Raw genomic sequence first — 14,248 nt, forward strand, 5'->3', positions numbered from 1 at the left:
TTACACTCTTGATTCTGCGATGAACTGCGCTTGAGATACCCGAATACCCGCAGGAAGAATGGATGGACTCTCGCTTTTCTGGATGCGTTGTAGGTCCGTGAACAATTGCTTCATGGCTTTCGTGACATTCGCGGCACCATCCATGGCGATCCCGAGCTCTTGGGGACGAGGTGGCCGTGGATGCTGCAACGAATGCGTGATGGCTTGGAAGAGGCTGGCAGGAGTCAACTGACTTGGGTGAATCATGTCGAGAAGACCTTTTGCCGCAAAGCGCTCTGCTCGAATACTTTGTTCAAGCCTCGGTCGAACGCGTGGGATAATGATCCCGCGTTGGTTTGCCCCCAGAATTTCGACGACAGTGTTATAGCCGCCCATCGAGACGACGAGATCAGCCGCGGCCAAATAGTCGTAGAGACGCGGAGTGAATTCAGTGACCGTCAAAGCCAGCGCCGCATCGGCGGCTTCCTGGAGGCGACGGCGCTGGTCCGAGTTCATCATGGGACCGGTTACGAGAAACGTATCGAATGTCGGAGCTTGTGAGCCAAACTGATCCTTCAACATTCGGAGATAGGTTGTGAGCAAGGGATACCCATCATCTCCTCCCCCTGGGGTGACGACCACCAACCGATCAGTCTGTAGCTGTAATTCTTCTCGAATCCGCTCCCGCGAAAGACTGGGCTGATATCGGCCGACATAGCCGCAGGACACGAGTTTGTTCTGGATGATCGGCGACAATCCATATTCCTTGACCGGATCATAGATCGACAGCGACCCATACAGGAAAATCGCATGATAGGTGTTCTTCAGCAACGGGATGATTCCGGACTTCGCCCATTCGGCATGAACATGGTCGGGATGATCCTCGATATCGCGCATACCCAAAACGATTCTGGTCGAGGGCGACTTTGCTTTCAGATAGTTTAGGGCGGGCAATAATTCGCCACGTATGCCGGCCGGTGCTTTATCCACCAAGAGAATGTCGGGTTTCAGATTCCGAATACTTTCCAGAATGATTTTTTCGCGGAGCTTCAAGGTGATATCGATGGCATGTGGAAGCAGTCGTGAACAATATTGTCCATCTGCGTCTTTCGTGAGCGCCGGCAGCTTGATGTATTCCATACGATCGGGGAGTGGGTAGGTATGGGCTTGCATCGAGCCGGTCAGCATGACCAGTGACGCGTGAGGAATATGTTCGGACAGATGCTTCGCGATTTCGAGACTGCGGCGAATGTGGCCGAGCCCGTAACTGTCGTGTGAATAGAGCATGATCAGCATGGACGTATCTCCCAACAATGCTCGAGGTCTGAAACCACGTCAGGCTTGTGAAGACCCAGATGGAGGCGCCGGGTCACGGTTGTGCCACCCGTGGCAGAGCGGACAGAATGGTTTCCGTATAAACGATCATGTGTCTTGGACGAACGGCCTGACATTTAGTAAACGCCTCCTAGTTCGTTTTGGGGGTGGATGGTGGGTGTGATCGCAATTCTAGGACAGAATCATGAGGCTCCCTCTCCGGGCCAAGACGGGCAATGGTCTCAATCAGATCCTGAAACGCAAAGGGTTTTGCCAAGTAAGCATTCGCACCTGCTGCTTTGCTCGTCCTATCCGTCTCCAATGTTCCTTTCGCTGTCATGATGACGATCGGGAGATGCGTGTGGTGCTGGCGCAGGGTTTCACAAAACTCGAGACCATCATCCGGTCCGAGATAAATATCGATGATCAGCAGGTCGTAGCCTTGTGAATTGATGAGATCAAGAGCCTGAGACGTTCCCAAAGCCACATCGACGGTAAAGTCCTCCGCTTCTAGTCCGCGTTTCATGAACGCGACGATTCGCTCATCATCTTCTACAACAAGGATGCGCATGCTCTCACCGGTCCAGAGGACAGAAAACATTTGTTAAAGGGACGTGAGGGATCATCCTACTCAGAACATATGAGAAGGGACTGAGCAGGAGATGAGAAATCCATAAGAAATAAGATGCAGCTAGAGAAGGAAGTCTCCAATCGACAGATCCGAGAAGTCTCACGATGTGCGAGTGCTCATCGAATGGGAACGATAATCCAATTCGTGATTGTTCCAGTCGCTCCTTGATGAGAGACATAGTGACGCTCGCCGTCGCGCGGAAGTAGCGCCCATCGGGCAATCTGCTGCGGATCAGAATTCTTCGCGCGGTCGTGCCAAGATCGCGGCAGTTCTTCGATAATCAAGTGCAAGTCGTCACCGTGTACAAACGCTAGACCTTTAGTCTGTCCCCTTGGGTGCTCGGCATCAGACACGCTGAAGGCTGCCACCTCATGTGGAAGGGCAAGGTTCAGCGCCTTTGAAAGTTCCGGTGCCAGCGTTTCCGCCTGGGTTCTGGTAAAGACGTGGTGTTGTTGCCTGTGTGCCAACGGCACTCCTGAGCGGCTCTCATACGTCAGAGACTCGAGGAGCACAAAGGTATCCCTCGGGTCTATCACATGTGCGTAGTGGAAAGGGGCAAGCGAAGGGTACCCTGCGGGGAGTTCGCGAAGAACCATGGTGAGTGTCTCGGATTGATGGATCTCAAGGTGTGACTGTGTCTTGCAGGATAGTGCGCTTGCGATACACAGAAGGAACGAGGCGGCGAGTGCCGCGTTCCTGGCTATGGGCCTGTTTCTGTCGATCATTTCATCCTCCCTGTCAAAGGGGACGCATCGTGATGACGTCTTACGCCACGCTCCTGACATAGAGTGAGACGAAGGCAGGTGGATTTTGTAAATAGGTGCGGACACTGCCGTCCAAACAGAGGCATGAGTGCGCTATGGGAAATCGGCACAAACAGAATGTGAAGAGGAGAAGAGGCCGTGATACGACAGAGTTACGAGGGTCGAGCGTCAGAAATTTTGTATCCGAAGTCCCGTACGGTCTGAATCAGCTTCGTGTTCGAACCACCATCAATTTTCTTCCGCAGGTACCCGATGTAGACATCAATCGTATTGGTCATCGTATCGTGATGATAGCCCCAGACCTGGTCCAATATCGACGTGCGACTCAACGCTTTGTTGGGGTGTGCCATCAAATACTCCAAGAGCTCAAATTCCTTCCTGGTTAATGCAATCGTCTTGGTCCCGCGGTGGACCTCGCGGGAGGTTCGGTCCAGTGTAAGATCAGCGACCTGCAGCACCGCCGGCGCCTCTTCATACGTGGGCCTCCGTCGAAGCAGCGCTTTGATTCGAGCGAGAAGTTCCTCAAATGCAAACGGTTTCGTGAGATAGTCATCGGCCCCATGGTCAAAGCCGCTGAGCTTGTCCTTCAGCCCGTCTTTGGCGGTCAGGACCAAAATGGGGGTATGAATGTGTTTCCGACGAAAGGTCCGGCAGATCTCGTATCCGCTTGTGTCGGGCAGCATGAGGTCGAGGATGATGAGGTCGTAATCGATCTCTATGCCTCGTTGCAGTCCCTCTTGACCGTCGTGAGCGAGATCGACGCGGTACCCCTCGGCCTCCAGTCCGCGTCCAATAAAGCGAGTAATCCGTTCGTCATCTTCGATCACCAGGATGTGCATGGTCGCCATGGGTTACCTTCTTCCTGAAAAGATCGGGGGGTGGCTCTGGTCGTCGCCGGATTGTGACTCTACGGATTGATGAAGCGGAAGCCGCACGGTCACCGTAGTTCCACGATTAACAAGGCTTGTAATGGAAATTGTTCCGTGGTGTGCCTCGGCAATCCACTTGGCAATCGGGAGGCCCAGCCCTGCACCACCGACCGACGAAGGCCGGCCCCGCCAGACTCGATAGGCTCGTTCAAAGACATGAGGAAGATCTTCCGCGGGAATGCCCAGCCCGTCATCAACCACGGTCAGCGTCGTCTCAACCGGTGTTGCCGTCATGCGAATCGCAATGGATCCGCGTGGTCGTCCGTATTTGATGGCATTGTCTGTGAGAATCATGAGCAGTTGTTTGAGTCGTTCACCGTCTGCGTGAATGATAACATCGGATGATTCCTCCTCCAATGTAGCTGTCATGCCTCGTGATTGTGCAAGGACATTGGTCTCGCGACACACTTCGTCAAGAATGTCCAATAGTGATGTCGGTTTCAAGTCCATTTGCAATGCGCCTGATTCCGAACGCGCCAGAAATAGAATATCGCCGACCAGCTTGTTCATTTGATTTGATAGTTGCACGATTCGTTGCAATGTGGTCCGGTATTCTGAGAGTGGCTTCTCTTTTCCTCTCAACGTGACCTCGGCCTCACCCCGAATGACCGTTAAGGGTGTTCGAAGCTCATGACTGATATCGGCAAAAAACTGTGATCGCAAGTGATCGAGAGCCTTGAGCTTTTGATGGGCATCCTGGACCGACTCGACCGCTTGTTTGCGTTTCGTGACATCCTGCTTGATGCTGATAAAGTGGCTGATGGTGCCGTCCTGATTACGGACGGGAGTGATAGTCTCCTCCGCCGTGTAGATGCTCCCATCTTTCCTTCGATTGGTGACCTCACCGTGCCATACTCTGCCGGTTATGATCGTCTTCCACTGATTCTCATAGAAGGCCTGCTCTTTCCGTTCAGATCTCAACGTACGGATATTCTGATCGATCACGTCGTTAGACGAGTAACCGGTCAATGTGGTAAACGCGGGATTGACCCAGGTAATACGCCCTGATTTGGCTATGATCATGACTGCATTGGCCGCCGACTCCAGCGCGGTGCCTTGCAAGCGGAGCTGCTCCTCTTCCTGCCGCATCACGGTCATGTCTTTGGCGACACATGCGATACCCTGGACAGCGCCAGCTTCGTCGGGCATGGTGGCGGCGGAGAGGACTACGGGGATGGGACGGTCGTCTTTTGCGACATACGTCGTGGCAATCGGATGGATTGAGCCATGGGTCAGGAGTTCGCCATATTTCCTTCCGCTGAGGGGGTTGTCTCCCTCCGGAAACAGTATGGCCACATCTTGGCCCATCAATTCACGCTCTTCGTAGCCAAGGAGATGCAGTGCGGCGTGATTGACGCTTCGGATGGTGCGATCCGGATTAAAGACGATCAAGAGATCAGTCATTGAACGAATGACATGATCGACATAGTTCTTTGATACGGTCGTTTGGAGCAACTGCTCGGTCATGCTGTTAAAGCATGTTGCCAATTCGCCTAATTCATCCTTGGTTGATACTGGAATCGTGACCTGAAGGTCGCCGCCTGCAACCTTCTTGGTTGCTTCCGTGAGAGGTCCGATGACGTGAAGGGATCGTCTGAGCAGGAGGATAAACGCCGTCCCGCCGATCATGGTCGTCAAGAGACCGGTCAGCAGGGTTTGAACCAACAGACTGGTGAGGCGTTGCTCAATCGCGTTCCGATCCAGAAAAACTCTCACCCATCCGACTGGGATCACGGACTCGCTGCCATTCCCGTCAATCTGGTGTGGCGAGTCACTCACCGCGCGTCCGAATTCCGAGATTCGATAGCCTTTTTTGAGACTGATATCCCGTTGCCACACGGTCGTTGGTGCTGGAAGATTCAGGTCGTCGAGGGTGAGTTGAATGCTGGAAAACTCGACCCAGATGCTTTTCGAGGGGTGATAGGCAAGAACGGCTACCACATCTTCACCCTCACCCAGAGAATGGAGGAGCGATGTCAGTCGATCGACGTCGCGCATCTGAAAATAGCCCTTTGATTGCGAAGCGATGGTCTTGGCAAGCATTCTTCCCCGAATCTCGAATTCCTGGAACATGGCCTTGCGACTGGATGTATAGGCGAAATAACTCAAGCCGCAGACAGCACTGAAAAATACGGCGAAAAACAGAGCCATCATTTTATGGGTGAGAGAGTGTCTTAACGACCGTAGGGTCAGCATAGCGGCGTCTTTAGGGATCTTCGACGATGAGGACGACCTTGACCTGGTCATCTCTCATGGTTTTGAGCTTTGTAAGGGTGACATAACCGATCGCCCCCTCGATGACCCCGACGAAACGCACGACGGCGTCCTCCGTCCGTTCGATTACGCTTTGTATGGGAATGGGGGTGCCTTCGCGATAAAATACCTGGTCGGGTCTTGCGTTTAGCACACGGAGGTAAAATACCCTTCTCGTCTCGGCTGAAATATCACGGTTGACCAGTTTCACTCGATCACCATTCGGCCAATGGAGAATCTCTCCTCGATACATGTCCGCGACAGCTGGATTCGTCAACGACGTAATGGGGTTGTTCCGGTTGACGATGACAGCCAGTGATTCGGCGTAGGCGCGAGGGGTAGTTGCCCACAACGCGAAGGCGATGGTCAGCGCTGTGAGCCAGCGTGTACCTGTACGGACAGAGGGGTTCATGGGGTAGCCATTAAAAAATCCATGCGATGGAGGAGAGAAATCCGTCAGACGGGAACTGATTGAACTGACCGCTGTTCAAGTGATACTCCATCTTGAACACGTAGTCTTCGACCGGGCGATAATTGAAGCCGATAATATACTGCTCTCCGGTCTGATTCCCGGTTGGACTCGCCGTGGTATTGATCTTGGTGCGGCCGTAGAGTCCGACCAGCGCGAACGTCGGGTTGTTGAAATGGCGTCCGAGGACGGTTGAGTTTAAGGCGGAAGGCCAGAAACGATAGGTCAGCTGGATATAGTACCCCCATAAGCTGGAGGGGGTGGTCGTACCTTGGATGTCAAATCGCGCAAATTCGCTTCTTAACACGAAATCTTCCAAGATCCTTATGTTTCGAGGCCGGAATTCGGTATCAACGGCGATACCGGTAATCAGGTCCTGGGACCCCGTCTTGTAGTCTCCTCGATATCCAGAAAGCCCTACTTCGTACTGATCGAAGAATTTCAACGTCCCACGGCCGACTATGGCCTTATCACCGTTATTGTCGGCCCGTAGTTCTGATCGTGCGCTGCGCAGTCCTACGTCCGGGCTGTTTCCAGGGGTCGCGATGAATCGATCGGTCAGCCCGTTCACTGCCTGAATTTCATAGGTAGCTTTGACGTTCTCCGAGATCGGCAAGACACCAAACACGCTGAGTCCTAAGTCGGACCAGTTCGTGGGGGTCACGAGTCGCGCCACATTTGGAGGGCGAGTCAAGTCTCGGCGAGGATCGAAGTGATCAAGGTTAAACTTTCCGAACGCAATCAATAACACACCGGCACGGACGTTGAATGCTTGGGTCAGTAAGAGATCAACATAGGCCTGTTCGGCACCCACGCCTTCTCCCCGAGCCCCGAGATCGAGTTCCGCATACGCTCGAATCCGATCATGGAGATGCGCGGACAGCAAGAGTTCGAAGTTCCCGCTATAGTTTGTACGACGGTCACGAAAACTTTCGAATGCCACGGCGCCGTACGCACCGATTCTGACGCGTTGAGCAAATTCATCCGACAAGCTGCTTTGTTGTTGTTCCATCACCCCAAGCCGGTCTTTTAGGTCGGACAACTCTCTCCGGTGCTGTTCTTCAACCAGCCGAAGCCGCTCTTTCAATTCATCGATGGCATTTTCCCGATGGATCTGACTAGGGTGGTCGATGGTTTGAGCCAACGGCGTACTCGCCAGAGGCAGAGATAGGAGAAGAGTCAACACACCGATGCGAAACAAATAGTGCCTTCGTCCATCAATGCCGCCATGACACCAGGATCGAGACTTGGACATAATCAACGCTGCCTCAATGAAGTGGAGTAATGATCCAATTTGTGATGCTCCCTTTTCCTCCGAGACGACTTGCATAGTGTCGTTGTGTATCGCTTTGCAGCAACTCCCATCGCGAGACTTGTTGCTGATAGGGCTTCCGTTCTCCTTCATAGAGCGGTTTTCGTATTTCCTCGATGATCAGATGGAATTCGCCTCCTACGACAAAGACGAAGCCCTTCGTGCGCCGATTGGGTTTTACTTCATCAGCGATAGTGAATGCCACCACTGTGTCTGGTGTCGCTTGGCTGAACGCCTTCGATATTTCAGGTGCCAGCGACTGCGCCTGGTGCCCAGAAAATACCCGACGGGGTGGTCCTGATGAAAACGGCAGAATAGAACCTGCATCATATTTGACAGAGTCAAGAATAATGAATACTTTCTTGGATGGTATAGGATAGGAGTGATGATAGGGTGCGAGTGCGGGGTATCCGCTCGGCAACTCACGAAGCACTACCGAGAGATTCTCTGACTGATGAACGACAACATCGGTGTGCGTCTGGCATGACGGTGAAGTGCAAAGAATGAGGAATGCAGCAGCTATTATTCTGCCTTTCATCATGATCGAGCTCTTCACACTCTCGCTCTCAATGCGAAACTCTCCCAGGCCAAGCCGATGTATACCACAGTCTGAGCACCCGCCAGGCATTCTTTATGGAGGCCCTGTCCGTAACCATCGCAGGCGTTTTACGAACGAGTGGAGCCTGCTAGAATGCCCGTATGGAAGTTATTGCCACTCACAGCAATGCGGATTTCGACGGTTTGGCCTCCATGGTGGCGGCACGGAAACTCTTTCCCGACGCCATGCTGGTTCTTCCGGCCGGAGGGCAAGAAACAGTTCGCAATTTTCTCGCCGATCATGACCTGGGTATCAGCAAGCTCAAAGGGATCGATCTTTCACAGATCACCAAACTGATCCTCGTCGACACTCAAGACCTCGATCGAATCGGATCGCTCAAAACGTGTGTCGACAATCTCTCAGTTGAAATCGTCGTGTTTGATCATCATGTGGACGAAGCCTCTCCCTGTGCTGGTCGGTCGCCCTTGTCACTTGTGCAACCTGTCGGCGCAACGACGACATTGCTGATTGAACTGCTTCGCCAACGGCAGATCACTGTGACACCCTTCGAAGCCACGGTCTTGGCGTTGGGACTCTATGAAGAAACCGGTTCGTTTGGGTTTACCTCCACGACCGTGCGGGACATCCACGCCGGGGCATTTCTTCTTGAATCCGGCGCTGATCTGACTATGGTGATGGATGTCCTTCGTCGTCCGTTGGATCCCGATACGGTCGCTCTCCTCAACGATCTGATGGAGCACAGCGAGTTGCACTACTTGGAAGGCCGAAAGGTATTGGTGGCCACCAGCACGATTGATCGTCGTCGTGGAGAAGCAGCCGGCGTGGTCCATCTGCTTGCAGAAATGCAGGGCATTGATGCCGTTGTTGTGGCGGTCATGATGGAAGATCGAGTCCAAGTGATCGGCAGAAGCCGCCGATCCGAGATCGATGTCGGATGGATCGCACGGGAGTTCGGTGGCGGAGGACATGCCGTGGCCGCTGCCGCAACAGTCAAAGGTCACACGCTCGCGGAAGTCAAAGAGAAGCTTGTGGGACTACTGACCACACAGTATCGCCCGACCTTGCTGGCACAAGATGTCATGACCCGCCCGGTAAAGGCCATCGAGGGCGGCACGACAGTCACTGAGGCCGGGCAACGGATGACCGCCTATGGACTCAATGTGTTCCCGGTTCTGGATGACAATGGCCGGTATGCTGGACTGGTCAGTCGAGAGTTGATTCAAAAGGCCTTGTTTCATCGGTTGGGTAAAATGGCCGTACGGGATATTATGCAGACTGATGCCTATGCCGCTCAGATGGAAACACCGTTTCATGATATCGAAACGGCCATGATCGAGCGGAACCAACGGTTTGTTCCGATCATCGAGGAAGCCAACGTGGTGGGCGTCATTACCAGAACGGATCTGCTACGTACCCTGCATGACGACGTCTTGAAGGGCGCTCGAATTCGGGCTCAACGGCCAGGCGAAGGTGAGGCTTCGATCGGAGGGCCGCACCGTAACGTGAAGGGGTTACTCCGGAGTCGGTTGCCCCATCGCCTTGTGGCATTGCTGGAGCAAGGCGGGCAGTTGGCCGACCGTTGCGAGGTCTCCCTCTTCGTCGTCGGTGGGTGCGTGCGAGATCTGTTGCTGGGCATCAAGAACTTGGATTTGGATCTCGTGGTCGAAGGCGATGGAATCGCCTTCGCACGAAAACTGGGCGATGTACTACATGCGCGGGTCAAGGTCCACGAACGATTCGGTACGGCCATCGTCTTGCTGCCGGATGGATTCAAGCTGGATATCGCCACGGCCAGAACGGAGTATTACGAATTCCCGACGGCTCTCCCGACGGTAGAGCAAAGCTCAATCAAGAAAGATCTGTATCGCCGCGATTTCACGATCAATGCCCTGGCTGTCCGCTTGAACGGGAAGGGCTTCGGAGACATTCTGGACTTTTATGGAGGTCAACGGGATCTCAATGAGAAGGTGATCCGAGTCTTGCACGGACTGAGTTTCGTTGAAGATCCAACCCGCGTGTTTCGGGCGATCCGATTTGAATCCCGGTTCGGATTTCATTTGGGCAAGGACACGGCGGCGTTGATCGCCGGCGCCGTGAAGATGAACCTGTTTCAGCGCGTATCCGGCCACCGTCTCCTGGAAGAACTGAAACTCCTGTTGGGCGAACGGGAACCGAAACAGGTGATCAAACGATTGGCGGAGCTCAATCTTTTGAAGTTCATCCATCCGAAATTAAGTTGCTCCACCCGATTGGACCAACTGTTGGCCGCGATCGAAGAAGCCGTTGATTGGTACCGGCTCCTCTACTTAGATCGGAAGATGGACGTCTGGGTGGTCTACATGATGGGACTGATCGAGGTATTGCCCGAGCGTGCTGTGAAAGACCTGCTCAAACGCTTTCCCATATCCGAACCGGAAGCCACCAGGCTCAAAATGGCTCGCGTGAGTTGTCACAATGTGATTCGCCGACTCGCGTCGAAACGACCGCTCTCGCCGGCCGACGTGTACCATCTCTTATCGGGACTATCCGATGAAACACTCTTGATCCTCATGGCAAAGAGCAAAGGAGAAACAGTCAAGCGCCAGGTCTCAGCGTTCCTCATGAGCTATCAGCATGTGAAGCCAATTCTGACGGGCACTGACCTGAAAGCCATGGGGTTGAAACCAGGCCCGCAGTTCAAAAAACTCCTCGACCGATTGCTAACTGCACGTCTGAACGGCGACGTAGAAACTGAAGCCGAGGAACGGCAGTTCCTTCATCAGTTGGTTCAAGATCCCAAGAGAGGTGTGTGAAGGATTGGACACACATGCGGATGGGATGCCATGTGTAAACAATCTGTTCAACAGCCTCAGTGACTGACCTGCAGACATCGTCGCGCACTCGCCGGAATAGTCTCCCCACAATTATTCTCTCACTCCACCGTTCGCAGCAGTTCTCCCTGTAAACAACCGTAAAGTTGTGCTTTTTTAGAGCCACGCCCTACTCAGCATGATCTCGAAGGGTTGGGAAGACCCTCATTGCCCTCAATATATAGCTAGTTAGTGCCGATAGTTAGTTATTACAGATGGTTAGTTATTGTCATGGTAGATGACGCGATTTGGCAGATCTGTATCTATGGGTTGTGTGTCGGCGTGGTGATTGCCGTCATGCTGGGACTTCCACCTTTGCTTGGCGAGCGTCACTGGAAAAAGACTGAGCGTCGATCTGAAAGTGCAACCGGCGTTCCCTATGAATGTGGGATTCGGCCAACCGGCAACGGTCAAGTCCGCCCACCGGTGCAATATTATTTGATCGCCATGTTCTTCGTCATTTTCGATGTGGAGGCGGCATACCTCTATGCCTGGGCCGTCGCGGTGCCCGAAACAGGCTGGCTTGGTTTTATTGAAGTGACAATCTTTGTGGCCATTTTGTTGGCATCTCTTGCGTATTTATGGCTCACCGGAGCGCTGGACTGGCATGCACAGTCTCAACGTCCACGAGTCCGTCACCGCCAGAACTCCACCCGGGGGGAGTCAAAGGAGCTCTACGATGACCGAGTGGCGTAACGGACGACTGGAGGGGGTACGGATCACCGATGGTGGCGATGGTTCGTTGACCTCTGTCGTCGGCGACTCGGTCCTCTTTGCGAAGCTTCAAGATCTCTTAGCATGGGGACGGAAGAATTCATTGTGGCCGTTGAATTTTGGTCTGTCCTGCTGTTTCGTTGAAATGGCGACGAGTTTGACCAGTGTCTATGACGTCTCTCGATTTGGCGCAGAAGTCGTCCGTGGCTCACCACGGCAGGCCGACGTGTTGGTCGTATCCGGGACGGTGTTTCTGAAGGTGGCCCCTGTCATCAAGCAGCTGTACGAGCAGATGCTAGAACCACGGTGGGTAATTTCGATGGGGTCCTGTTCAAATTCCGGCGGAATGTTCGACGCCTATTCTGTCGTACAAGGCGTCGATAAGTTCATTCCCGTGGATGTGTACATGCCAGGCTGCCCACCGCCACCCCATGCCTTTATGGAATGTTTGCTGCTCCTCCAGAACATGGTGGGGTCAGAACGCCGTCCCTTGAGCTGGCACTTCGGTCCACAGGAGGTTCAGCGACCCATGATGCCCTCGCTGCGTGATGCCAAACGAGCCGAGCGGATGAGTCAACGTGAATATCCCGGCATCGATGTGCTTCCGCGGACCGACCTTCTCTCGCCCCATTTTGCAGGGCAGCCGGACGGTCGCCCGAAAGGCAAGTCATGACTCCACGACTGTCGGCTGTACGAGATTCCTCAATCGGGGAGCAGACTGGACTCGTGGCGGAGATCGCGGCCCACTTCGGCTCCGACGGATATCTGACCGCCGTGCAATCCACCAAGGATGAGATTCCAACCCTCTGGGTTGAGACACATCGACTGCATGACATTCTGCGCTATGTCAAATCTGAGCTTCCTCGCCCGTTTCCCATGCTGTTTGACCTGAGTGCGACCGACGAACGGCTTCGTCGCCATCACGACGGATTACCGATCGGAAGATTTACCGTGTTCTATCATCTCTTTTCCTTTGATCGGAACCAATCACTCCGCATCAAGGTGGCGCTGGAGAGTGAGACACCGTCTCTGCCGTCGAGCATTGATCTATGGCCAAACGCCGATTGGTATGAACGAGAAATATTCGACATGTTCGGAATTCGTTTCGACGGGCACCCCTTTCTCCGCCGCCTGCTCATGCCTTCGTGGTGGGAGGGATATCCGCTTCGGAAAGATCATCCCTCGCGCGCGACAGAAGTCGGGCAGTTCCAAATGCCGCCGGAGAAACTGGTCATGGCACAGGACGCGCTGCAATTCAAACCCGAGGATTGGGGGTTAGCCCGCACCCACCACGATCAAGATTCAGATTTCGACTATATGTTCATCAACCTTGGTCCAGCCCATACCGGTACGCACGGGGTGCTTCGACTCGTGGCGCAACTGGCGGGCGAGGAAATCATCCATATCGTCCCGGATATCGGCTTCCACCATCGTTCTCAGGAAAAGATCGCGGAGCGGCAAACCTGGCATTCGTTCATTCCGTACACCGATCGTGTGGACTACCTTCAGGGTGTGTTGAACGAAATGCCGTACTGTCTCTCAGTCGAACGATTGGCCGGCATCACCGTGCCACCACGGGCACAAGTCATTCGAGTCATGATGTCTGAATTCTACCGGATCGCCAGTCATCTCGTCTGGTACGGGACCTTTGCGGGTGACATTGGTGCCTTGTCGCCGGTCTTTTACATGTTCAACGATCGAGAACGCATCCTCTCGATCACCGAAGCCATTTGTGGCGGCCGTATGCATCCGAATTGGCTCCGGATCGGTGGGGTCGCACGAGATCTTCCGATTGGGTGGGACACACTGGTTCGCCAGTTCATCGATTGGTTTCCCAGCCGACTCGATGACTATGAGCGCCTGGTGATGGACAATCCGATTCTCAAACAGCGGACCGTCGGGATCGGAGTCTTGTCTCTCGATGACGCCATCGCGTGGGGCGCCACTGGTCCCATGTTGCGTGCCTGCGGCTTGCCGTGGGATTTACGCAAAACCCGTCCGTACTCCGGCTATGAGCAGTTCGACTTTGAGGTCCCGGTTGCTTCACACGGCGATTGTTATGACCGAGCGCTGGTGCATGTCTTGGAGTTGCGTCAGTCGCTGCGCATCATTCGGCAGTGTCTCGATTCCATGCCATCCGGTCCCTACACGTCACTCGATCCTCTTGCGACTCCACCGCTCAAAACACACACGCTGCAGGACATCGACACGCTCATCAATCATTTTGTCGGAGTGAGTTGGGGCCCCGTGCTTCCACCCGGTGAAGCGGAAGTTCCCACTGAATCGTCGAAAGGGCAGACCAGTTATTACTTGACGAGTGATGGGTCACAGCTTTCGTACCGCACGAGAATTCGAACCCCCTCGTTTGCCCATATCCAGATGGTGCCGCTGATGGCGCGTGGTGAACTGCTCTCGGATCTCTTGGCCGTGTTGGGTAGTGTGGATTATGTGCTCTCGGATGTGGATCGATAAGCA

Annotated in this window: 12 protein-coding genes; 4 read left to right on the top strand and 8 right to left on the bottom strand. The window is 53.9% G+C overall.

The window, feature by feature from the left end; genetic code table 11:
- From IPM58_03955 to IPM58_03990, 8 genes are all read right to left on the bottom strand, one after another.
- Window positions 1-1,275, bottom strand: a complete 1,275-nt coding sequence (locus IPM58_03955) for a glycosyltransferase (GenBank protein ID MBK9306244.1) — start codon at window positions 1,273-1,275, stop codon at window positions 1-3.
- A 169-nt stretch (window positions 1,276-1,444) separates the two neighbouring features.
- Window positions 1,445-1,864, bottom strand: a complete 420-nt coding sequence (locus tag IPM58_03960) for a response regulator (GenBank protein ID MBK9306245.1) — start codon at window positions 1,862-1,864, stop codon at window positions 1,445-1,447.
- A 176-nt stretch (window positions 1,865-2,040) separates the two neighbouring features.
- Complete coding sequence (locus IPM58_03965) at window positions 2,041-2,391, bottom strand: hypothetical protein (GenBank protein MBK9306246.1); 351 nt, start codon at window positions 2,389-2,391, stop codon at window positions 2,041-2,043.
- A gap of 449 nt (window positions 2,392-2,840) precedes the next feature.
- Window positions 2,841-3,527 carry a response regulator transcription factor gene (locus tag IPM58_03970; protein MBK9306247.1) on the bottom strand — a complete coding sequence of 229 codons (687 nt, stop codon included), beginning with the start codon at window positions 3,525-3,527 and terminating at the stop codon, window positions 2,841-2,843.
- Between the two features lie 12 nt (window positions 3,528-3,539).
- Complete coding sequence (locus IPM58_03975; GenBank protein ID MBK9306248.1) at window positions 3,540-5,813, bottom strand: PAS domain S-box protein; 2,274 nt, start codon at window positions 5,811-5,813, stop codon at window positions 3,540-3,542.
- A 10-nt stretch (window positions 5,814-5,823) separates the two neighbouring features.
- The gene (locus tag IPM58_03980; GenBank protein MBK9306249.1) at window positions 5,824-6,282 is read right to left on the bottom strand and encodes a hypothetical protein; all 459 of its coding nucleotides are present in this window, start codon (window positions 6,280-6,282) and stop codon (window positions 5,824-5,826) included.
- Between the two features lie 10 nt (window positions 6,283-6,292).
- Complete coding sequence (locus IPM58_03985; protein MBK9306250.1) at window positions 6,293-7,594, bottom strand: hypothetical protein; 1,302 nt, start codon at window positions 7,592-7,594, stop codon at window positions 6,293-6,295.
- 13 nt (window positions 7,595-7,607) lie between these two features.
- Window positions 7,608-8,192, bottom strand: coding sequence for a hypothetical protein (locus IPM58_03990; GenBank protein MBK9306251.1), 585 nt, complete (start codon window positions 8,190-8,192; stop codon window positions 7,608-7,610).
- 158 nt (window positions 8,193-8,350) lie between these two features.
- Between IPM58_03990 and IPM58_03995 the strand changes: the two genes are divergently transcribed.
- The 4 genes from IPM58_03995 (at window position 8,351) to nuoC (ending at window position 14,245) form a co-directional block, all read left to right on the top strand.
- On the top strand, window positions 8,351-11,002 hold the full coding sequence (locus tag IPM58_03995) for a CBS domain-containing protein (protein ID MBK9306252.1): 2,652 nt from the start codon (window positions 8,351-8,353) through the stop codon (window positions 11,000-11,002).
- Between the two features lie 288 nt (window positions 11,003-11,290).
- Entirely contained in the window at window positions 11,291-11,755 is a 465-nt protein-coding gene (ndhC, locus tag IPM58_04000; protein ID MBK9306253.1) for an NADH-quinone oxidoreductase subunit A, read from the top strand.
- A complete protein-coding gene (locus IPM58_04005) occupies window positions 11,739-12,446 on the top strand; it encodes an NADH-quinone oxidoreductase subunit B (protein MBK9306254.1) in 708 nt (235 codons plus the stop codon). The genes ndhC and IPM58_04005 overlap by 17 nt, the downstream gene beginning before the upstream one ends.
- On the top strand, window positions 12,443-14,245 hold the full coding sequence (nuoC, locus tag IPM58_04010; protein MBK9306255.1) for an NADH-quinone oxidoreductase subunit C/D: 1,803 nt from the start codon (window positions 12,443-12,445) through the stop codon (window positions 14,243-14,245). The genes IPM58_04005 and nuoC overlap by 4 nt, the downstream gene beginning before the upstream one ends.
- Window positions 14,246-14,248: the final 3 nt, after the last annotated feature.

This window comes from Nitrospira sp. (genome assembly GCA_016715825.1).
Taxonomy (GTDB): Bacteria; Nitrospirota; Nitrospiria; order Nitrospirales; family Nitrospiraceae; genus Nitrospira_D.

Bases quoted from the DNA above. Each gene is read 5' to 3' on its own strand.
- IPM58_03990 (MBK9306251.1), bottom strand. From the start codon at position 8,192: ATGATGAAAGGCAGAATAATAGCTGCTGCATTCCTCATTCTTTGCACT.
- nuoC (MBK9306255.1), top strand. From the start codon at position 12,443: ATGACTCCACGACTGTCGGCTGTACGAGATTCCTCAATCGGGGAGCAG.
- IPM58_03955 (MBK9306244.1), bottom strand. From the start codon at position 1,275: ATGCTGATCATGCTCTATTCACACGACAGTTACGGGCTCGGCCACATT.
- IPM58_03980 (MBK9306249.1), bottom strand. From the start codon at position 6,282: ATGAACCCCTCTGTCCGTACAGGTACACGCTGGCTCACAGCGCTGACC.
- IPM58_04005 (MBK9306254.1), top strand. From the start codon at position 11,739: ATGACCGAGTGGCGTAACGGACGACTGGAGGGGGTACGGATCACCGAT.
- ndhC (MBK9306253.1), top strand. From the start codon at position 11,291: ATGGTAGATGACGCGATTTGGCAGATCTGTATCTATGGGTTGTGTGTC.
- IPM58_03985 (MBK9306250.1), bottom strand. From the start codon at position 7,594: ATGTCCAAGTCTCGATCCTGGTGTCATGGCGGCATTGATGGACGAAGG.
- IPM58_03975 (MBK9306248.1), bottom strand. From the start codon at position 5,813: ATGCTGACCCTACGGTCGTTAAGACACTCTCTCACCCATAAAATGATG.
- IPM58_03995 (MBK9306252.1), top strand. From the start codon at position 8,351: ATGGAAGTTATTGCCACTCACAGCAATGCGGATTTCGACGGTTTGGCC.
- IPM58_03970 (MBK9306247.1), bottom strand. From the start codon at position 3,527: ATGCACATCCTGGTGATCGAAGATGACGAACGGATTACTCGCTTTATT.
- IPM58_03960 (MBK9306245.1), bottom strand. From the start codon at position 1,864: ATGCGCATCCTTGTTGTAGAAGATGATGAGCGAATCGTCGCGTTCATG.